At 59.3% G+C, this 18,544-nt stretch carries 20 protein-coding genes; 14 read left to right on the forward strand and 6 right to left on the reverse strand.

Features of this window, described 5'->3' with window-relative positions; genetic code table 11:
- Positions 1-28 precede the first annotated feature (28 nt).
- Positions 29-1,018 (forward strand): hypothetical protein, encoded by a 990-nt coding sequence (locus ACF6ZU_RS05505; RefSeq protein ID WP_392890866.1) that lies wholly within the window; start codon positions 29-31, stop codon positions 1,016-1,018.
- A 6-nt stretch (positions 1,019-1,024) separates the two neighbouring features.
- Here ACF6ZU_RS05505 and ACF6ZU_RS05510 read toward each other — a convergent pair whose 3' ends face one another.
- On the reverse strand, positions 1,025-1,840 hold the full coding sequence (locus tag ACF6ZU_RS05510; protein ID WP_392890867.1) for a sulfite exporter TauE/SafE family protein: 816 nt from the start codon (positions 1,838-1,840) through the stop codon (positions 1,025-1,027).
- A 112-nt stretch (positions 1,841-1,952) separates the two neighbouring features.
- Here ACF6ZU_RS05510 and ACF6ZU_RS05515 point away from each other — a divergent pair, with 112 nt between their 5' ends.
- The 3 genes from ACF6ZU_RS05515 to ACF6ZU_RS05525 all read left to right on the forward strand — a co-directional run bounded on the left by ACF6ZU_RS05515 (position 1,953) and on the right by ACF6ZU_RS05525 (position 3,640).
- On the forward strand, positions 1,953-2,720 hold the full coding sequence (locus ACF6ZU_RS05515) for an AraC family transcriptional regulator (protein ID WP_392890868.1): 768 nt from the start codon (positions 1,953-1,955) through the stop codon (positions 2,718-2,720).
- Positions 2,721-2,813: 93 nt separating this feature from the next.
- On the forward strand, positions 2,814-3,131 hold the full coding sequence (locus ACF6ZU_RS05520; RefSeq protein ID WP_392890869.1) for a multiprotein-bridging factor 1 family protein: 318 nt from the start codon (positions 2,814-2,816) through the stop codon (positions 3,129-3,131).
- Positions 3,132-3,319: 188 nt separating this feature from the next.
- Positions 3,320-3,640 carry a helix-turn-helix domain-containing protein gene (locus ACF6ZU_RS05525; RefSeq protein WP_150654117.1) on the forward strand — a complete coding sequence of 107 codons (321 nt, stop codon included), beginning with the start codon at positions 3,320-3,322 and terminating at the stop codon, positions 3,638-3,640.
- Positions 3,641-3,678: 38 nt separating this feature from the next.
- Here ACF6ZU_RS05525 and ACF6ZU_RS05530 read toward each other — a convergent pair whose 3' ends face one another.
- Both ACF6ZU_RS05530 and ACF6ZU_RS05535 read right to left on the reverse strand, forming a co-directional pair.
- On the reverse strand, positions 3,679-5,121 hold the full coding sequence (locus ACF6ZU_RS05530) for an amidase family protein (RefSeq protein ID WP_392890870.1): 1,443 nt from the start codon (positions 5,119-5,121) through the stop codon (positions 3,679-3,681).
- Between the two features lie 245 nt (positions 5,122-5,366).
- Entirely contained in the window at positions 5,367-6,407 is a 1,041-nt protein-coding gene (locus tag ACF6ZU_RS05535) for an MBL fold metallo-hydrolase (RefSeq protein ID WP_392890871.1), read from the reverse strand.
- A gap of 213 nt (positions 6,408-6,620) precedes the next feature.
- On the opposite strand from ACF6ZU_RS05535, the gene ACF6ZU_RS05540 reads away from it, so the two are divergent.
- From ACF6ZU_RS05540 to ACF6ZU_RS05550, 3 genes are all read left to right on the forward strand, one after another.
- Entirely contained in the window at positions 6,621-7,229 is a 609-nt protein-coding gene (locus ACF6ZU_RS05540) for a TetR/AcrR family transcriptional regulator (protein WP_392890872.1), read from the forward strand.
- Positions 7,230-7,385: 156 nt separating this feature from the next.
- On the forward strand, positions 7,386-8,444 hold the full coding sequence (locus tag ACF6ZU_RS05545) for a diguanylate cyclase (RefSeq protein WP_392893709.1): 1,059 nt from the start codon (positions 7,386-7,388) through the stop codon (positions 8,442-8,444).
- 205 nt (positions 8,445-8,649) lie between these two features.
- A complete protein-coding gene (locus ACF6ZU_RS05550; protein WP_392893710.1) occupies positions 8,650-9,969 on the forward strand; it encodes a methyl-accepting chemotaxis protein in 1,320 nt (439 codons plus the stop codon).
- A gap of 6 nt (positions 9,970-9,975) precedes the next feature.
- Here ACF6ZU_RS05550 and ACF6ZU_RS05555 read toward each other — a convergent pair whose 3' ends face one another.
- Complete coding sequence (locus ACF6ZU_RS05555) at positions 9,976-10,917, reverse strand: LysR family transcriptional regulator (protein ID WP_392890873.1); 942 nt, start codon at positions 10,915-10,917, stop codon at positions 9,976-9,978.
- Positions 10,918-10,932: 15 nt separating this feature from the next.
- Here ACF6ZU_RS05555 and ACF6ZU_RS05560 point away from each other — a divergent pair, with 15 nt between their 5' ends.
- Together ACF6ZU_RS05560 and ACF6ZU_RS05565 are read left to right on the forward strand one after the other, a co-directional pair.
- Positions 10,933-11,640 (forward strand): CTP synthase, encoded by a 708-nt coding sequence (locus tag ACF6ZU_RS05560; RefSeq protein WP_392890874.1) that lies wholly within the window; start codon positions 10,933-10,935, stop codon positions 11,638-11,640.
- On the forward strand, positions 11,637-11,960 hold the full coding sequence (locus tag ACF6ZU_RS05565) for an antibiotic biosynthesis monooxygenase family protein (protein WP_392890875.1): 324 nt from the start codon (positions 11,637-11,639) through the stop codon (positions 11,958-11,960). The genes ACF6ZU_RS05560 and ACF6ZU_RS05565 overlap by 4 nt, the downstream gene beginning before the upstream one ends.
- 127 nt (positions 11,961-12,087) lie before the next feature.
- On the opposite strand, the gene ACF6ZU_RS05570 is transcribed toward ACF6ZU_RS05565, so the two are convergent.
- Positions 12,088-12,414 carry a DUF2025 family protein gene (locus ACF6ZU_RS05570; RefSeq protein WP_392890876.1) on the reverse strand — a complete coding sequence of 109 codons (327 nt, stop codon included), beginning with the start codon at positions 12,412-12,414 and terminating at the stop codon, positions 12,088-12,090.
- 220 nt (positions 12,415-12,634) lie between these two features.
- On the opposite strand from ACF6ZU_RS05570, the gene ACF6ZU_RS05575 reads away from it, so the two are divergent.
- The 3 genes from ACF6ZU_RS05575 (at position 12,635) to ACF6ZU_RS05585 (ending at position 14,651) form a co-directional block, all read left to right on the forward strand.
- Positions 12,635-13,762: a glycerophosphodiester phosphodiesterase gene (locus tag ACF6ZU_RS05575; protein WP_392890877.1), complete on the forward strand. Its 1,128-nt coding sequence runs from the start codon at positions 12,635-12,637 to the stop codon at positions 13,760-13,762.
- A gap of 117 nt (positions 13,763-13,879) precedes the next feature.
- Positions 13,880-14,188, forward strand: coding sequence for a PepSY domain-containing protein (locus ACF6ZU_RS05580; RefSeq protein WP_392890878.1), 309 nt, complete (start codon positions 13,880-13,882; stop codon positions 14,186-14,188).
- A 157-nt stretch (positions 14,189-14,345) separates the two neighbouring features.
- Positions 14,346-14,651 carry a PepSY domain-containing protein gene (locus ACF6ZU_RS05585; RefSeq protein WP_392890879.1) on the forward strand — a complete coding sequence of 102 codons (306 nt, stop codon included), beginning with the start codon at positions 14,346-14,348 and terminating at the stop codon, positions 14,649-14,651.
- A 63-nt stretch (positions 14,652-14,714) separates the two neighbouring features.
- Here ACF6ZU_RS05585 and ACF6ZU_RS05590 read toward each other — a convergent pair whose 3' ends face one another.
- Positions 14,715-15,149: a hypothetical protein gene (locus ACF6ZU_RS05590; protein ID WP_392890880.1), complete on the reverse strand. Its 435-nt coding sequence runs from the start codon at positions 15,147-15,149 to the stop codon at positions 14,715-14,717.
- 291 nt (positions 15,150-15,440) lie between these two features.
- On the opposite strand from ACF6ZU_RS05590, the gene ACF6ZU_RS05595 reads away from it, so the two are divergent.
- The gene (locus ACF6ZU_RS05595; RefSeq protein ID WP_392890881.1) at positions 15,441-16,463 is read left to right on the forward strand and encodes a transporter; all 1,023 of its coding nucleotides are present in this window, start codon (positions 15,441-15,443) and stop codon (positions 16,461-16,463) included.
- Positions 16,464-16,703: 240 nt separating this feature from the next.
- Positions 16,704-18,317, forward strand: a complete 1,614-nt coding sequence (locus ACF6ZU_RS05600; protein ID WP_392890882.1) for an inorganic phosphate transporter — start codon at positions 16,704-16,706, stop codon at positions 18,315-18,317.
- Positions 18,318-18,544 lie beyond the last annotated feature (227 nt).

Below are 18,544 nucleotides of genomic sequence, written 5' to 3' on the forward strand. Positions count from 1 at the left end.
CTTCCCCACTCAAGGACCCGAGCCCCACATGAAATTCGACCTCGCCTACTGCCTCAGCCTCGACGACAAGTTGTCGATCTATGACGTGCGCGATTTGAATTTCGACGAGACGATGGATTTCGATTCCGCCAAGGAACATTTCCAATGCCCCAACGACGCATGCAGGGCGGCCTTCGATGCGGCAAACGTGCTGACGACATTCAACGCCAAAAACGTGAATTACGTTCGCACCCCGCACTTCAAGAACACGCCCAGCACCCGGCATGTGGCGTATTGTCCTTATGTCAGTCTCAAGGCGCCGGTGTCGGGTGTGGATGCGGACGGTGCGGAAACGGATGACAGTCGCGAGGAGCATTTTCCGTCGGAGTTGTTGCTGACTCGACGTCAGTATGTACGTAAGCCGGCGAACCCGGCGGTGGCGGCAGATTTCACGCGGGACGATCCGAAACCTCTTACAACGCCCAACGATACCGAGCACCCGACCCACGAATCAGCACCGGACAAGACCAGCGTCTTCGCCCATCCGGTGGAGTGTTTTGTGTCGAACTTCGAGGACAAGGAGCTGCTCAAGCGCGTGCCGCTGAAGATTGGCGAGCACACGGCGCCTTATGGGTCGTTCTTCAAGAAGATCGAATACCTGACGGACAACAAGGGGCTGATTTACTGGGGCAAGATCAAGGAGATCAAGGATTACACGCAGAGCTTTCGCATCGATTTCGAGCAGAAGGTCTGGTTCAAGCAAGCGGATGAGGCGAAGAAGAAGCCTTATTCGGTCAACGTTTACCTGAGCAAAAAGTTGATCGAGAACTACCGCAAGCGCAAAGCGTTTCTGGAAGAGATCAAGCACGCCATCGAGAGTGACGCGGAGTTGTATTGCTTCTTTTATGGCGTGACGCCGGAGTTGAAGCAGGTGCCGAGTAAGAAAAACCCCGAGCAGACGTTCGGGGTGTTCAGTGCGAATATCGAGAACCTGGATCACTTCATTATTCGTGAGGCGCCGGGGTTGGCGGCGAAGTAACGGTGTTCAATTCAGGCACATGCTGAGCATCACCAACACCAGCAAACCGATGTACACACGCGCATGTATCCGATCCGGAATCCGCCCCATCCACGGCGTAGCCAATCGAATCCCCACCAACGACCCCATCGTCAAAACCGCAAACGCCAGCAGATCCACATAACCGACAAACCACGCCCCCAAATCAAAATCGTTAACCCCCGCCATCGCCATGTAAGTCACCGTCCCGGCCAACGCTACGGGCAGGCTTAGTGGATTAGCCATCGACGTCGCCTGACTCATGCTCAACCCGCATCGCCGCAACAACGGCACGGTCATGACGCTGCCGCCTACGCCGAGAAACGTGGCGATGGCGCCGACTCCTACGCCGCCACCGGACACTTCCGCCCTCCCCAATCGCCGTGGGATTGCGTTATCTGCGTGTGTAAGAAAACCGCGTCTGAACAGGCAATCCACAATGGTCACGCCCAGGTAGGCAATGAACGCATACCGAATCACCTCGCCACTCACCCACATCGCCGCCACGGCACCGACCACCGCGCCCAAACCGATGAACCCGCCCAACGGCCACAGGTAATGGCGAATCAGATGACCGGCGCGGTGATGTTTTCCGGTGGCGACCAGGGCGTTGACGATCATCACGCAGGTCGAGGTGGCGACGGCGATGTGCATCGCCGATTGACCGATGGGGTCGTCGGCACCGTGGCTGGCCATGAGCATGCGGTACAGCAATGGCACGACGACGAAGCCGCCGCCGAAGCCGAACAGCACGGCGGTGATGCCGGTCATGCAGCCGAAGAGTGTCAGCAGGAGGTAGAACATTGCGCGTCGTCCGTTGGTTGGGAGCGGTCGACGATAGAGCGATACGGCTTGGCCTGCTTAAGCAAGTCAGCCAATAATGTTTGTGTTTACGCCAACTGCTGGAAGCCGCTTGATGCGCAATGTTTCGATTGATGTGCTGGATGACACGCCACGGTCGGTGGTGGCGATCGGTACGGATTATTCCTACGGGCATGTGTTGCCAAGTCATACACACCGACGGGCGCAGTTGTTGTACGGCGCCACCGGGGTGATGCAGGTCGGCACGCATGACGGCAATTGGGTGGTGCCGCCGCAGCGGGCAGTATGGATTCCGGCGGGGGTGGCGCATGAGGTGTTGATGCTGGGGGTGAGCACTCGCAGCTTGTACATCAAGCCGGGTGCTGTGGACTTGGGCGGGCGTTGTCAGGTGATCAGTGTTTCGCCGTTGATGCGGCATTTGCTGATGGAGGCGGTGGAGGTTCCGCTGACATACGACGAGGCCGGGCGCGATGGCGCGTTGATCGAATTGCTGCTGCATGAGCTGGCGCGCAGTGCTCACTTGCCGTTGCACATTCCGCTGCCGGTCGATGCGCGGCTGCTTGGGTTGTGCCAGGGCTTTTTGCAGCGGCCCGATGTTCATCAATCGCCGCAGCAATGGGCGGATCAGATGCACGTCAGTCTGCGCACATTTAATCGGCTGTTTCGCCAGCAGACCGACTTGAGTTTCAGCCAGTGGCGGCAGCGCGCCTGCGTGGTGCTGGCCCTGGCGCGATTGGCGGTGGGCGAGCCGGTGACGCGGATTGCGCTGGATTTCGGTTATGACAGCCCGGCAGCCTTTTCGACGATGTTTCGCCGGGTGTTGGGTCAGGCGCCGTCCGTCTGGTTGGCGGGGGCGAAATAGCAGAATTGAAAAAATGAATTTGATCCGGGCGCAAAACAACTGTACAAAAACACAGTACATTTTGAATCAGCACTCTCGAGCCCGGAGAACACCATGGCCTCTTATGCGATGAAAATCACCCTGGAACGTATCGCCCTCTTCCAATTCACCCCCGCTCATTGCGCTCAGGCCCGAGCGATGCTGGGTTGGAGCGTTGACGAGCTGTCTCGGGAGTGTGGCGTTTCGGTTGATGCAATTGAGCGATTCGAGGGCCGGCGCGATGTGCCGGATGCTGATCGGCTGGCGTTGGCGTATCGGTTTGAGTCGGAAGGGTTGGTGTTTTTCCCGGGGTTTGCGCCGGGGCGGGGGATGAGTGTTAGAGGGGCTGCTGTGGATACGGTGGGGCGCGGGGATTTTGCGATGGTTGAATGAAAGAAATCATCGGTTGACGATTATTCCCATATGGGTATATTTCACGATCCTCAGCTAGTGCGTGACTGATCCAAAGACGTAGCGGTTTTTTGTAGGAGACCGGCTTACCAGCGAAGGCGATCTCAGAGACGCCATCGCCAGCAAGATGGCTCCTACAACGGCGCAAGATCACGCAAAAGGATCAGACAATGATTGAAATCGAAGAAAGCAGCGGCAACGTCTACGAAGATCTTTCGACGCCGAACGCTAATGAAATGCGCGTCAAATCCCAACTGGCTGCAAAAATTGGCGAGATCATCAAGGCCCGTCATTTGACCCAGGTTCAAGCGTCCGAAATCCTGGGCCTGTCCCAACCCAAACTGTCTGAAATGCTACGCGGAAAATTTCGCGGCATCAGTGAAGCCAAGATGATGGAGTGTCTTTCCCTGCTTGGACGAGACGTGCAGATCGTGGTCAAGTCCGCCCCTCGTTCGAGAAAAGAGGGGCGAATTGAAGTGGTTTTCACCTGAGGTTGGCCAGTCACCACCAAGCCTACACCGATCATCCTCTACGGCTTAAACGCAGGCACCCGCCGCGCATGGGAAAGCTGTTCATACCCGTAAGTCAATGCCAGCAACCTCGCGTCACTCCACCGCGGTCCATAAAAGAAAATCGATGTCGGTACGCCGTCATCGTCGATTCCGGAAGGCAGCATGATGCCGGGGTATCCCGCCAGCGGTACGACGTTCATGGCAGGTGAGCCGACATCCGATACGAGGGCATCCAGTTGATAGGTTGTCAGCCATTGATCGATGGCGGCAGCGTTCTCGCTTTGGATTTTCTGCCAGAGGTCGTTGTAGGTTTGCTCGTCGAAGACCACCTTGCTGGCCGCGATCAAGGTGGCCTGACCTTCGGTGTTGGCGGCATTCAACCGCAGGAGATCTTCGAATGTGCCGGCGGGGATTCCGGTTCGAGTTGCGAGGTAACGAGGCAGCTCACGCTTGATGCCCATTTGTAACGCCTGCTCTACGACCTTTTCCTCAGTGGGCTCCATCAATTCCACGGGAATCAACGTTGCCCCCGCCGCCTGGATCAATTCCAGCGCTCGGGAGAACTGAGGGTCGATTTCAAGCGCCGATGCGCTGGTATCAAATTTGGCGGGATAGCCGATACGTCGTCCGACCAGGGTGCCCGGACGCAACAATGCAGTGAAATCCACCGCCTCCAGGTTGTGCGGTTTTGGGACCGGGTCAGCGCTATCGCTACCCAGCATCGCGTTCATCAACAGTGCCGCATCGCGAACGGTGCGGGCCATAGGACCGGGTGTATCCAGTTTGCTGGTCACCGGGATGATGCCGCTACGGCTTAACAGGCCCACCGTGGGTTTGATGCCCACCACACCATTGAGAGACGCCGGACAGATGATCGAACCGGCGGTTTCCGTTCCGACGCTCAGGGGGGCAAAACCTGCCGCGACGGCGGCGGCAGAACCGGCGCTGGAGCCGCAGGGATCGTCACTCAACACATGCGGATTTCTGGTTTGCCCGCCGCGCCCGCTCCAGCCGCTGGGCAGCGCGGGGTCGCGGAAATTGGCCCACTCGCTGAGGTTGGTTTTGCCGAGGATGACCGCGCCGGCCTCTCTGAGACGTTGCACGATGAAGGCATCCTTCGCGGCAGGTCTTCCGACCATGGCCGGTGAGCCGGCGGTGGTTTGCATCTGGTCGGAGGTGTCGATGTTGTCCTTGAGCAATACCGGGATGCCATGCAGCGGACCGCGGATGTAACCGGCGTTTCGTTCGCGATCCAGGGACTCGGCGATCGCCACTGCATCGGGGTTGAGTTCGATGATGGCGTTGATCATCGGGCCCTGATTATCCAGCGTGGCAATTCGCTGTAGCAGGTGATGGACGAGGTCGACGACGGTTAGCTGATGGCTGTCCATCCGTTGGGTGAGTTCATCGACGCTTGAATATTCCAGCGGTGACTCAGGTGCTGATGATGTGACTTCCATGTGAAAAAGATCCCTGTTGATGAGTGTTTTGTAGGAGCGAGCTCGCTCGCGAAAAACGATAGGACAACGCGTTCATTCAGGTAGTAAGCGTTATCGTTAACGTCCATCGCGAGCAGGCTCGCTCCTACAGGTGACGGTGGAGTGAAGGAGATCACTCGTTCTCCAGCCTATAGAGGCGGCTGGAAATGTCCGTCATCACTTATCGCTGGATCACGTATGAATCTTCGCGCTCATCTGTAGCCGGTTCAGCCAACACTCTGCTGATACACCTGCTGTTCCACTTCATACCACCACGCACTGCCCCGCTGCGGGTGCATCACATTGAAGGCTTCGCCCATCTGCGGTGTGGTAATCGAAACGCTGCGCTCCCACGCCAGTGCCAGAATCCGGTCAAAGGGTTCGTACCAGGCGTGCATCGACAGGTCGAAGGTGCCGTTGTGAATCGGCAACAACCAGCGGCCTTTCAGGTCGATGTGGGCTTGCAGGGTTTGCTCGGGTTGCATGTGCACGTGCGGCCATTCGACGTTGTAGGCGCCGGTTTCCATCAGGGTTAGGTCAAACGGGCCGTACTGTTCGCCGATGCGTTTGAAGCCGTTGAAGTAGCCACTGTCGCCGCTGAAGAAGATCCGCGTGTCACCGTCGATCATCACCCACGACGCCCACAACGTGCTGTTGCCGTCGAACAGGCCACGGCCGGAAAAGTGCTGGGACGGTGTGGCGATGAACTGGATACCGGCGACTTCGGTGCCTTGCCACCAGTCCAGTTGGCGCACTTTGCTGGCGTCGATGCCCCACTTGATCAGGGTGTCGCCCACGCCTAGCGGGGTGAGGAAGTAGTTGGTCTTGTCCGCCAGTTTGAGCACCGCCTGATAATCGAGGTGGTCGTAGTGGTCGTGGGACAGGATCACCGCTTCAATCGGCGGCAATTCTTCGAGGCTGATGGGCGGCTGGTGAAAACGTTTCGGGCCGGCCCACTGGACCGGCGAGGCACGTTCGGCGAAGACCGGGTCGGTGATCCAGAATTTGTCCTGCAGTTTCAGCAGGACCGTGGAGTGACCGAGGCGGTAGACGCTGTGATTGGGCGCGGCGATCAACGCATCATGGGTCAGGCGTTGCACCGGTACAGCGCCGCTCGGCCGGGTGCTGCGGGGTTTGTGGAAGATCATGTTCCACATGATGCGCAGCATTTTGCGAACGCCTTCACGTTGCACCGGGGCATGGTTACGGAAGAGCCCTTCGGCCTGACGGGACGCTTCAAGCGAAGGAGCATGAGTGGGATTGGCCATGTCGGAATGACTCCAGGAAACCGCCCAATTCGCGGTTTCTGCTTTAAGACGATAAATGGCCAAGGCACGCACGCATCAGCCGGACACTCTAGTTTTGACTGCACAGGATTAACAAAACATTACACTGCACAGTGTAGTTTCTAGGTTGCATCAAACCGGATGACAAGTAAACTGCCGAGTGTAATTCCTGACTTTTTCTGCCGAAGCGTACTTATGACAGCTCCACAGCGCCTGACCGACCGAAAACGCGAAGCGATCATCCAAGCGGCGATTGCCGAATTCCGTGCCAACGGTTTCGACATCACCAGCATGGACAAGATCGCCGCCACTGCTGGCGTGTCCAAGCGCACGGTGTACAACCACTTTCCCAGCAAGGAAGAGTTGTTCGCCGAAATCCTCAATCAATTGTGGACACGGGTGACGGCCGAACAGGAAACGGCCTACCGCCCTGACCTGCCCCTGCGCGACGAAATGCGCCGGATGCTGATGGCGAAATTGCAGTTGATGGGCGATGACAATTTTCTCGACCTCGCGCGAGTGGCCATCGCGGCGACCATCCACTCACCGGAACGGGCGCAGGACATGGTCGCGCGAATGGGCAAGCGTGAAGAAGGCCTGACCGTGTGGATTCGCGCAGCCCAAGCCGATGGACGATTGAAACCGGTCGATCCGGAGTTCGCCGCCCAGCAGGTGCAGGGGATGCTCAAGTCCTTTGCCTTCTGGCCGCAGATTTCCATGGGCCAACCCAGCCTTTCCCCCGAGATGCAGACCACCGTCGTGGAGTCGGCGCTGGACATGTTCCTGGCCTGCTACCAGCTCTAGACCCCCGCGTTATTGCGCATGATTACCGTTAAATGGCTTCGAAGGACACTGATTATTCCTGCTGGAATAAATGACAATGTCCGCCGATTTACCGATGAACGGTAGCTCTGAAGAAACACGGCAATGTGTTTCAGAATGAATCTGGCGCAGGACATTATGGAAAACCGACGCGGCAAGGGCTTGTCATTTGCCAGACGCATTTACTTGCCCCGGGCCCTTGGGCTGGCCGTCGGTTGCCTTGGCGTCGCCGCTGCGCTGGCGCCCTTGAACATGCCGTCTTGGGTCTGGGTGTTGATGCTGGTCAACGCCTTTGTCTGGCCCCATGTGGCGTATCAACTGTCGACCCGCGCGAACTTTCCCTACAAGACCGAGCGCCGCAACCTGCTCTTCGACTCGTTGTGCGGCGGTTTCTGGGCCGCTACGGTTCAGTTCAATCCGCTGACCACGGTGACCATCCTCGCGATGATGGCGATGAACAATGTCGCCACCGGAGGCCTGCGGCTGTTCATGTTCGGCACCCTCGCCCAACTCGCAGGCGTGATGTTTGCCTGGCTGCTGTTTGGCGCCACGTTTACCTCGACGACCACCCCTTTGCAGACTTGGGCGTGCCTGCCGATTCTCACACTCTACCCGTTTGCGGTCGGCATGGTCTGCTATCGACTGGCGATCAAACTGTCCGAGCACAAACGCACCTTGAGTGCCCTGAGCCGCACCGACAGCCTGACCGGGTTGCTCAACCACGGCGCCTGGAAAGACCTGTTGCAGCTGCAGTTCCAGCACTGCCGCGAACTTCGGCAACCCGCCGCGATTGCCTTGATCGACATCGATCACTTCAAGCTGATCAACGACACCTACGGACACATCGTCGGCGACTCGGTGCTGCGCCAGTTGAGCGCCGAGCTCAAACGCAACCTGCGCGAATGCGATCTGGCCGGGCGCTACGGCGGTGACGAGTTTTGCGTGATCCTGCCGGACATGCCGCTGCACCAGGTGCAAGGGGTCATGGAACGCTTACGTGAAGTGCTGCATGAGTACCGCCATCAGGAAGCGCCCGAATTGCGCATCAGCCTGAGCATCGGCCTTGCCACGTACCAGCTACAGTTCAGCGACGCGAACGCTTGGCTCAACGACGCGGATAAAGCGCTCTACATCGCCAAGAAAACCGGCCGAAACAAAATAAGCAGTTCATTGACGCGTTCGATCGCGGTCAGCTAAGAAATTTTATCGCCTGAAAACTTGTACAAATAGTCAGAAAAACCAATTCTTGTACAACTATATGGTTTTTTTGTATAAGTATTTCCTGTCAGTCATGGACCGCTGACATTGAGCAGACAACGCCGAAGGCAACCTCTGTCTTCGGCTCGCAGGCGCAGAATCAGGGACTGACTCCATGGTTTCCACCCTCCAGAGCCTTGCAGCCATGCTATTCAATCGCCATAAATCCGCTATTGATGCCCTCGAACAAAACCTCGACCACAAAAATGCCCTGCTGGAAGCGATCGATCGCTCGATGGCGGTGATTGAATTCGACCTCAATGGCAATGTCCTGCGCGCCAACGACAACTTTCTCAAGACCATGGGTTATCAACGCGACCAGGTGCTGGGGCAATCTCATCGCCAGTTCTGCAAACCCGAGTTCGCGCGCAGCAGCCAATATGAGCAACTGTGGGCACGCCTGAAAAACGGACAATTCGAGTCGGGGACCTTTGAACGGGTGGCCAGCAATGGGCAACCGATCTGGCTGGAGGCCAGTTACAACCCGATCAAGGACGCCTCGGGCAACGTGGTGAAGGTGATCAAATACGCCATGGACGTCACTGCCAAGGTGCAGCAGGAAAGTGAATCCGCCGCCAAGTTGCAGGCCATCGACCGCGCCATGGCGGTCATCGAGTTCAACCCGGACGGCACGGTCATCAGTGCCAACCAGAATTTTCTGACACGCATGGGTTACAGCCTCGCCGAGCTCAAGGGCAAACATCACCGGCTGTTCTGCACGGCCGAAACGGTGAACAGCAGCGCTTATCAGGATTTCTGGCGTCGGCTCAATCAGGGCGAGTTCTTCCACGGCCAGTTCGAGCGTGTGGACAAGCGTGGGCAAACCGTGTGGCTGGAAGCCAACTACAACCCGGTGTACGACGCGGGTGGACGCTTGTGCAAAGTGGTCAAGTTCGCCTCCGACGTGACGGCGCGGGTCGAGCAGCACGAACGCGACGCCCACAGCGCCAGCGAGGCGTATCACATCTCGGTGGAGACCCGCCGAGTCGCCGAACACGGCACTCAGGTGATCCAGCAAGCCGCCAGCGAAATGCATGAAATCGCCGCCAACATCGAGCAGTCTTCGACCTTGATTGCCCATCTGGGCGAGCGCTCGGAGCAGATCACCGCCATCGTCAACACCATCCGCGCCATCGCCGACCAGACCAATCTGCTGGCCCTCAACGCCGCCATCGAAGCCGCCCGCGCCGGCGAACAGGGCCGTGGATTCGCCGTGGTGGCGGACGAAGTGCGCCAACTGGCCGCCCGTACCAGCGGTTCAACGGCAGAGATTTCCACCATGATCGGCTTGATCCAGAGTGAAACCCGGCAAGCGATCAAGAGCATGGACGGTACCCGGGACCGGGCGGCGGAAGGTGTCGAACTGGCCAATCAGGCGGGCACGGTGATCCTGCAGATTCGCGACGGTGCGAGCAATGCGGTGCAGGCGGTGAGCATGTTTGCCAATGAGCGTCAGCCGGGCTGAAACGGCTCAAGGCAATTTCAACGCCCGCCCCAGCTCGTCGAACAGGGTCACCACCGAGCGTAAGGCGCGGCAGTCCGGACGGGTCAGCAACCACAGCGCGGTGTCGTAGCCGTGCAGCGGTTCGCCCAGCGGTTGCAGCCCGTCGCCGATCAGGAAGTCCGGCAACGCCGCGACACCAAGCCCGGCGCGCACCAGCTCGGTGACCGACAACATGCTGTTGCAGCGATACCCCGGCATCACGCCGGGCAACTGCTGACGACGCCAGGCGACCGTGGGGTGATCGGGCAGGAAGTCGTCCGGGGCGATCCAGGTCAGCGACGCCAGGTCTTCGGCATCCACCGATTTCAGATACGCCGCGCTCGCACACACGCGATACGACACCTGGGCCAGGTGCCGGCCAACCAAGTGTTCGGGCGGCGTTCGCGTCAGGCGCAAGGCAATGTCGGCGTCCCGGCGGCTGAGGTTGGCGAAGTCGTTGGACGTGCTCAATTCGATCGTCAACGCCGGATAACCGGGCATGAACTGCGCCAGCGCCGGCAGCAGCAAGCCTTGCAGGACCGAATCGGTACAGGTCAGGCGCACGGTGCCGCTGATCACTTCACCGCCCTGCTCCACGCCAATCCGCGCCGCCTCCAGCGCCTGTTCCGCGCGCTCGGCCTGTTCGGCCAGGGTTTGCGCCAGCGTGGTCGGCAAGTAGCCGGCGCGGCTTTTTTCGAACAGTTGCTGGCCGAGCGCGGCTTCGAGTCGACGCACGGCGCGGAACACGGTCGAGACGTCGACCTTGAGCAGCGCCGAAGCCCGTGCCAGCGAGCCGCCGCGCACCAGGGCGAGAATCAGGGCCAGGTCGGGGTAGTCCAGTCGATAGTGCGCCGCTGCATTGATCACTTGGGAAAACGCCAATATTGAGTGCGTGAACGCCAATCTATAGTGGGCTCCAGGAATCAACAAGCGCCGAGAGCCCTCATGGAAAAACACGCTATCCGCATCGCCCTGATCGGCGATCACGACCCGCAAGTCACCGCCCACCAGGCCATCCCGGTCGCCCTCGGCATGGTCGCCGAACACACGGGCCTGGACGTGCAGTTCCAGTGGCTGGCCACCGAGCAGATCAACGCCGATACGCCGCTGCACGACTTCGACGGTTTCTGGTGCGTACCGGCCAGCCCCTATCGCGACACGGACGGTGCGCTGCGTGCGATCCGCTTTGCCCGCGAACAAGGGCGACCTTTCCTCGGCACCTGTGGTGGTTTTCAGTACGCGGTTCTCGAATACGCCCGCAATGTGTTGGGCTGGGAAGATGCCGAGCATGGTGAGACGTCACCCGATGCGGCGCGCGCGGTGCTCACGCCACTGACGTGCTCGCTTGTCGAAGCTGTCGACAGCATTCATTTGGTTGAAGGTTCGTTGATCGCCAAGGCGTACGAAAAGGCTGAGATTCGCGAAGGTTATCGCTGCCGCTATGGTGTGAATCCCGAGTTCGAGCAGGCCTTGCTGAGCCAACAATTGTGTGCGGTCGGGCACGACTCTTCAGGGGATTTGCGGGCGGTGGAATTAAGGGGGCATCCATTCTTTGTCGCCACGCTGTTTCAACCGGAACGTGCTGCGCTCAAGGGGCTGTTGCCGCCTCTGGTGAGAGCGTTGATCGATGCGTGCGCGAGGCAACAATCATGATTGCCCAGACACCGGTGGCGCCTTGTTACGCGGTGATTTTCACCTCCCTGCGCACAGAGGGTGATCAGGGTTACGCCGAAGCCGCCGAGCGCATGCTTGAACTGGTGCGGGAGCAGCCGGGGTTTCTCGGTGTGGAGTCGGCGCGGGGTGAGGATGGGCTTGGGATTACGGTGTCCTACTGGGCCAGTGAGGCGGCGATCCTCGCTTGGAAACAGCATCCTGAGCACAGTGCGATTCGTGAGCGCGGGCGTTCGACCTGGTATTCGGCGTGCAGTACACGCGTGTGCAGGGTTGAACGCGCTTATGAGTTCAAGACGTAGATGATGCGGTGTTCTTTAGGCCGCCATCGCGAGCAGGCTCGCTCCCACAGGGGGATGTGTGTCGTACACAAAACCACTGTGGGAGCGAGCCTGCTCGCGATGGGGCCATCAAAAACCCTACAAAACTTCAGCCCCGCACCAAACTCCGCACCGCCGAAATCTCCGGCACTTCCCGCCGCTTCATGTACACCCGCAACGGCTCGGTGATGTTGATCCGGTCATCGATGTTCTGATCTAGCAACAACTGAATCAACTCGCGCTTCAGCGTCATCGCCTGCCCGGGCCCCGGCGCCCAGACGAATTCACTGGTGGGAATGATGCCGTCATCCGCCACGTCCATGCCGAAGGAATCTTCGCTGAAACGCACGATGTACCGGCCGGTCTTGCGATTGAGGCCGACGAAGCCGTTGAGTTGGTCGGCGGCCTGGCAGATGAGTTCGGAAGTGATGCGCATATAAACCTCACGGAAGTGATCAATGGTTTACACGCAGGGCAACGGAGTGGCGTTCCCTCTGCCGGGGAAACTGCCGTGGCCAAGCGTACTGCAAAGAGCCGCACAAAAGCGCTGAAAAAATCCGCTTTAAACACGTTTATGTCGGTCTCGCGATAGCGCAAGTGGCGCTCAGTTGTTAAAAGAGACCTCTTTGAAAACACTCTGCGAAAGGATCTCGAGCATGCCAGTCACTTTCACCAATAGCGCCCTGCTGCTGAGCGTGCTGCTCGGCCTCGGTCAGGCCCAGGCCGCCAGCGAACCGAGCCCTGCTTCACTGGCCGCCCGTTCAGGCATCCCGCACCCGGCGGTGATTGCCCACCGGGGCGCGTCTTTCGATGCCCCGGAATCCACCGCCGCCGCCTACAAACTGGCGCGCGACCTCGGTGCCGATTACCTCGAACTCGACCTGCAACGCAGCAAGGACGGCGTGCTGTTTGCCCTGCACGACAACAACCTGCAACGCACCACCGACGTCGCCAGCAAATTCCCGGAGCGCAAGGACAGCCCGGCCAACGCCTTCACCATTGCCGAACTGAAAACCCTCGACGCCGGCAGCTGGTTCAACACTGCGTACCCGGAGCGCGCGCGTCCTTCCTACGCTGGCCTGAAGATCCTGACCCTCGATGAAATCATCGACATCGCCCAGGGCAATCCGCTGCACAAGCCCGGCCTGTACATCGAAACCAAGGAGCCGAAGCAATTCCCCAACATCGAACGCGACCTCAAGGATAAATTGCACGATCGCGGCTGGTTGAGCCCGGTCGGTTCGAAACTGGCGAAGAGCGAATTGGCCGTCGGCCAGGGCAAAGGCAAAGTGGTGCTGCAAACGTTCGAGAAGAGCAGCCTTGAATTGCTGCAGAAGGAAATGCCGCAGGTGCCGAAGATTCTGTTGCTGTGGGTAGGCGAAGGCAGCATCGAACCGAAGTCCAAGGTGGCGTTTGCCGAGTCCGGCGACAAGGACAAAGCCACGTATTACGCCAAACAGGAACCAAAGGACAAAGCCGAGTTCCAGCAGTGGATCGAGTACGCCAAAGCCCAGGGCGCCATCGGCACCGGCCCTTCTGCGGCGCTGACCAACGGCGGTGACCAGAGCTACTCGGACCTGGTGAAACCCTGGATGAATCAGTACACCCACGACCAGGGTTTGTTGGTGCACGTTTACACCGTCGATGATGCGGTGGATTACCAGAAGGTCATGGACGCCGGCGTCGATGGCATTTTCACCAACCGTGCCAGCGAGTTGTTGAAGTTCTACAAGCGTCCGGCGGCGGGGACGGTTGCGCAGTTGTTGCAGAACAATGGGTATTGATCACGGACCGAGGTGACTGCATCGCCAGCAAGCCGGCTCCTACAGGAATTAAGCCTGAATTAAGTTGCCACAGTTAATCTGGCCCCACTTAAACGGCTCACCCAAGGAATGAACCCCATGAAGACTTTGACTGCCCTGTTCACCGCTGCTGCCCTGACCCTCTCCGCTGGCCTGGCCCAGGCGGCTGATGTGCCTGTCGATCAGATCCCTCAGCTTGTCAAGGATAAGAAAATCAAGTCGCTGGAAGAGTTGAACCAGATCGTACTGAAACTGCATCCGGGCGCCACGATCACCGACAGCGACCTCGACCAACACCCGGGCCTCTACGAGTACGAAGTCGAACTGAAAGACGCCAAAGGCGTTGAATGGGACGTGGACCTGAATGCCGCCACCGGCGAAGTCCTGAAGAACAAGCAAGACGACTGACGCTCACAAAAAACAAGCCGCACGATTTTCGGATCGTGCGGATTTTTGCGTCATGGTGTTTGTAAGACTTTGATTCGGCGAGGTAAATTTTAAGGATGAGTTAAGTTGCCGCGATTAGCTTGAGCGCTCGCAATCAACTCATCCAAGGAATGACCCCATGAAAACAAAGACCGCTTTTTTCGTCGCCGCCACCCTGGCCCTCGCTGCCGGTTTGGCTCAAGCGAGCGAAGACGATGTGCTGCTGCACCAGATTCCCCAGCTGCAAAAGGAGGGCAAGATCAAGCCGCTGGAAGAACTGAACCAAATCGCGTTGAAGCTGCACCCGGGGTCGAGGATTACCAAAACCCAGCTGGAACATCGCCTCGACGGCTACATCTATGAAGTCGACCTGATCGACGCGAACAAGGTCGAGAAGAACGTCGACCTACTGGCCGTTACCGGCAAGGTCCTGAGCGTCAAATAGCCTCGCCGACACACCGCGCAAAGCCGCATGAGCTGATACTCGTGCGGCTTTTGCGCATCAGGATCAGGCCGACGTACTGACCATCGTTCCCGACGTGCTGCTGCCTTCTTCCTGCAGCGCCGCCAGCAACGCCGCTGTCGCGGTCTGCAATGAACCCGCCGTCGTCGCGATCTGCGACTGGGCCGCCGCCACATCGGCGGCCTTGGCGTCTGCACTTTCCTGCTTGGCCTGGGCCGCTTGAAGTTGTTGCTGTTGTTCCTGCAATTGCTTTTGCAGCTCGGCGATCTGCTTGCGCAGGGCTTTCACCGAATCCGATTCTTCGCTGCTGCTGGAGCTGCCGCCACTCGCCGCCGGTGCGCCATTGGCAGACACCTTGGTGGTGTCGTCGCTGGACGCCTCGGTGCTGGCGGTGACGGACGTGTCGTCGGTGCTTGCTGCGGCTTTGCTCGACGTGGTGGTGACGGGCTGGGTGATCGAAACAGAGGTGATGCTGATCATGGCGTTTTCCATTGAGGTGACGGGTTTACGCTCATCATCGACATCAGGTCGGCGCACTTGAGATCGACTGTGTACCGACTCGGTAAGCGCGTCGGTACACAGCCGCGCAAAGCTCACCACTGGCGCTGTCCAGAGCCTTGATGCTGGCCTGCAAAGGGTAATGGTTTCGGCCCGGAAATCGACCGTTGCGTTGGCCGAATCCGTCACAAAACTGTCAAGAGACCTTGCGATGATGCGGCTCAAGTGAGCCTGTGAAACCCGCGACCGGCCACCTCCTCGCAGTGAGACCTCATGAACCACAGCATCGACCAAAGCCATCGCGACCCGGACCTGTTTGGTCTGCTGTACGGTTTCAGTTTTCGTCCCGGCGAACGTGGTCGGGAGATCGACTCGGCCATGGCGTTGCGTTGCCTGCAACAGCCGGAGGACAGTGACGAATTTCTCTGGCTGCACCTGAACCTCGCCCACGCCGCGTGCGAGCGCTGGATGAAAAGTCATCTGGAACTGCCTGACGAATTTTTCGAAGCCTTGCATGAAGGCTCGCGTTCGACGCGCATCGAGCACGTCGATTCGGCGTTGCTGGCGGTGGTCAACGATGTGGTGTTCAACCTCAGCAGCATGGTCTCTTCGGATGTCTCGACGCTGTGGGTCTGCGCCCGCAGCCGCCTGATCATCAGCGCGCGCCTGCAACCGCTGCACTCGGTGGACAAATTGCGTTCATCGGTGAAGGCCGGCGAACGCTTTCGCTCGCCGCTGGAATTGCTCGTGCATCTGCTGCGTGACCAGGGCGAAGTGCTGACGCAGATCGTGCGCAAGACCAGCCTCAGCGTCGATCAGATCGAAGATGAATTGCTCTCCTCACGGCTGTCGACCAACCGCGCGGAACTGGGCGCCAATCGACGCGTGCTGGTGCGCCTGCAACGGCTGCTGGCCCTGGAACCGGGCTCGTTGCTGCGCCTGCTCAACCGCCCTCCGCAATGGTTGCAAAAGGAAGACGTGAAGGAGCTGCGCAAGTCCACCGAGGAGTTTGCGCTGATCATTAACGACCTGACGGCACTGGGCGAGCGGATCAAGCTGTTGCAGGAAGAGATCGCCGCCAACCTCAACGAGCAGAGCAACCGCACGCTGTTCACCCTCACGGTGGTGACGGTGCTGGCGCTTCCGATCAACATCATTGCCGGTTTCTTTGGCATGAATGTGGGCGGCGTGCCGCTGTCCCAGGACCCGGAGGGGTTCTGGATTCTCGTGGCCCTGGTGGCGACGTTTACCGTGATCGCGGGGCGCTGGGCGTTCAAAAAACGCGAGGATTACTAAGTAAACATCGTTCCCCTGTAGGAGCGAGCTTGCTCGCGAAAAACCAAAGTGCAACGCGGGGTATCTGGCTTAACGCGTTATCGTTCACGACCTTCGCGAGCAAGCTCGCTCCTACAGTGAACGGGGGTGGGTTCGGATCAATGAATCGGCAAAAAACCCAAACCCTGACCCAACGCAGCTTCCCTGTAACATTTTGCAACGAACATGGCAGACACTCCTCCCTCCTCAGGATTGTCCGTCATGGCTACTCCTTCCTACACCGCCGCCCCGGCGTCGGCCAGCAGCGCCAAGCCGCAGTTCGATAAAAAACCCGGCCTGCTGACCATCGTGATTTTCTTCGCCGTGCTGTCCATCGGCCTGTTGTTCACCGCTTACAGCCTGATGCACGACATGAACGAACTCGGCACGGTGGTCACCACGTGGACGCCGTTCCTGCTGTTGGGCGTGGCGTTGCTGATCGCCCTGGGCTTCGAGTTCGTCAACGGTTTCCACGACACCGCCAACGCGGTGGCCACGGTGATTTACACCAATTCGCTGCCGCCGAACTTTGCGGTGGTGTGGTCCGGGTTCTTCAACTTCCTCGGCGTGCTGCTGTCGAGCGGTGCGGTGGCGTTCGGCATCATCGCCCTGCTGCCGGTGGAGCTGATTCTGCAAGTCGGCTCGTCCGCCGGTTTCGCGATGATTTTCGCCCTGCTGATCGCGGCGATCCTGTGGAACCTCGGCACCTGGTGGCTGGGCCTGCCGGCCTCGTCGTCGCACACGCTGATCGGTTCGATCATCGGCGTCGGCGTCGCCAATGCCCTGATGCACGGGCGTGACGGCACCAGCGGCGTGGATTGGGCGCAAGCGACCAAGGTCGGTTATGCGCTGCTGCTCTCGCCGCTGGTCGGCTTCGGCTGCGCCGCGTTGTTGCTGCTGGCCCTGCGCGCCTTCGTCAAGAACCGCGCGCTGTACAAGGAACCGCAAGGCAACACGCCGCCACCGTGGTGGATTCGCGGCATGTTGATCCTGACCTGCACCGGCGTGTCCTTCGCCCACGGTTCCAACGACGGCCAGAAAGGCATGGGCCTGATCATGCTGATCCTGGTGGGCACCCTGCCAATGGCGTACGCGCTGAACCGCACCATGCCGGCGGACCAGTCGCTGCAATTCGCGGCCGTTGCCGAAGTGACCCAACAGGCGCTGATGAAAACCACCGCGCTGCCAGCACCCGCCGACCCGCGTGCGGTGCTGTCCGATTACGTGCGCACCAAGGAAGCCACGCCGCAGCTGATTCCTGCCCTTGCCACGCTGGCCGGTAATATCGGCAACGAAGTGAAGGGTTACGGTTCGCTGTCGAAAGTCCCGGTGGAAGCCGTGGGCAACGTGCGTAACGACATGTACCTGACCAGCGAAACCATTCGCCTGATGGACAAGAACAAGGTCGGCAATTTCGACGCTGACACCACTGGCAAACTGCAACTGTTCAAGCAGCAGATCGACAACTCGACGCGGTTCATTCCGTTGTGGGTGAAGATCGCGGTGGCGATCGCGCTGGGCCTGGGCACCATGGTCGGCTGGAAACGCATCGTGGTGACGGTCGGTGAAAAGATCGGCAAGACCCACCTGACGTACGCCCAGGGTGCCTCGGCGAAAACCGTGGCCATGCTGACGATCGGTGCGGCGGACATGTTCGGGCTGCCGGTGTCGACCACCCATGTGCTGTCGTCGGGCGTGGCCGGGACCATGGTCGCCAACGGCGGCGGCTTGCAGATGAAGACCATCCGCAACCTGGCGATGGCCTGGGTGCTGACCTTGCCGGCGGCGATCCTGTTGTCGGGCAGCTTGTACTGGCTGTTCACCCAGATCTTCTAGACCTACGCCTTCCCTGTAGGAGCGAGCCTGCTCGCGATGGACTCAAAGGCGCCGCGTTAAGTCAGTAAGCACGCGTCACCGTTAACGACCATCGCGAGCAGGCTCGCTCCTACAGGGGGATTTTTTTTGCTGGGGGCGAATGCTTTTCGTCGCAAATTCAGCGAATCACACTTTTATTGATCTACCGCCCGCCTGATTGCACTTCAGTTTGCTAACGTGTGGCCGAC

Source organism: Pseudomonas migulae, from assembly GCF_043225285.1.
GTDB classification, from domain to species: domain Bacteria; phylum Pseudomonadota; class Gammaproteobacteria; order Pseudomonadales; family Pseudomonadaceae; genus Aquipseudomonas; species Aquipseudomonas migulae_C.

Excerpts from the sequence above, each read along its gene's own strand:
- ACF6ZU_RS05530 (WP_392890870.1), bottom strand. The coding sequence starts at position 5,121 with ATGGAAGTCACATCATCAGCACCTGAGTCACCGCTGGAATATTCAAGC.
- ACF6ZU_RS05575 (WP_392890877.1), top strand. The coding sequence starts at position 12,635 with ATGCCAGTCACTTTCACCAATAGCGCCCTGCTGCTGAGCGTGCTGCTC.
- ACF6ZU_RS05600 (WP_392890882.1), top strand. The coding sequence starts at position 16,704 with ATGGCTACTCCTTCCTACACCGCCGCCCCGGCGTCGGCCAGCAGCGCC.
- ACF6ZU_RS05540 (WP_392890872.1), top strand. The coding sequence starts at position 6,621 with ATGACAGCTCCACAGCGCCTGACCGACCGAAAACGCGAAGCGATCATC.
- ACF6ZU_RS05515 (WP_392890868.1), top strand. The coding sequence starts at position 1,953 with ATGCGCAATGTTTCGATTGATGTGCTGGATGACACGCCACGGTCGGTG.
- ACF6ZU_RS05565 (WP_392890875.1), top strand. The coding sequence starts at position 11,637 with ATGATTGCCCAGACACCGGTGGCGCCTTGTTACGCGGTGATTTTCACC.
- ACF6ZU_RS05560 (WP_392890874.1), top strand. The coding sequence starts at position 10,933 with ATGGAAAAACACGCTATCCGCATCGCCCTGATCGGCGATCACGACCCG.
- ACF6ZU_RS05580 (WP_392890878.1), top strand. The coding sequence starts at position 13,880 with ATGAAGACTTTGACTGCCCTGTTCACCGCTGCTGCCCTGACCCTCTCC.
- ACF6ZU_RS05505 (WP_392890866.1), top strand. The coding sequence starts at position 29 with ATGAAATTCGACCTCGCCTACTGCCTCAGCCTCGACGACAAGTTGTCG.
- ACF6ZU_RS05545 (WP_392893709.1), top strand. The coding sequence starts at position 7,386 with ATGGAAAACCGACGCGGCAAGGGCTTGTCATTTGCCAGACGCATTTAC.
- ACF6ZU_RS05550 (WP_392893710.1), top strand. The coding sequence starts at position 8,650 with ATGCTATTCAATCGCCATAAATCCGCTATTGATGCCCTCGAACAAAAC.
- ACF6ZU_RS05510 (WP_392890867.1), bottom strand. The coding sequence starts at position 1,840 with ATGTTCTACCTCCTGCTGACACTCTTCGGCTGCATGACCGGCATCACC.
- ACF6ZU_RS05585 (WP_392890879.1), top strand. The coding sequence starts at position 14,346 with ATGAAAACAAAGACCGCTTTTTTCGTCGCCGCCACCCTGGCCCTCGCT.
- ACF6ZU_RS05525 (WP_150654117.1), top strand. The coding sequence starts at position 3,320 with ATGATTGAAATCGAAGAAAGCAGCGGCAACGTCTACGAAGATCTTTCG.
- ACF6ZU_RS05535 (WP_392890871.1), bottom strand. The coding sequence starts at position 6,407 with ATGGCCAATCCCACTCATGCTCCTTCGCTTGAAGCGTCCCGTCAGGCC.
- ACF6ZU_RS05520 (WP_392890869.1), top strand. The coding sequence starts at position 2,814 with ATGGCCTCTTATGCGATGAAAATCACCCTGGAACGTATCGCCCTCTTC.
- ACF6ZU_RS05570 (WP_392890876.1), bottom strand. The coding sequence starts at position 12,414 with ATGCGCATCACTTCCGAACTCATCTGCCAGGCCGCCGACCAACTCAAC.
- ACF6ZU_RS05590 (WP_392890880.1), bottom strand. The coding sequence starts at position 15,149 with ATGATCAGCATCACCTCTGTTTCGATCACCCAGCCCGTCACCACCACG.
- ACF6ZU_RS05595 (WP_392890881.1), top strand. The coding sequence starts at position 15,441 with ATGAACCACAGCATCGACCAAAGCCATCGCGACCCGGACCTGTTTGGT.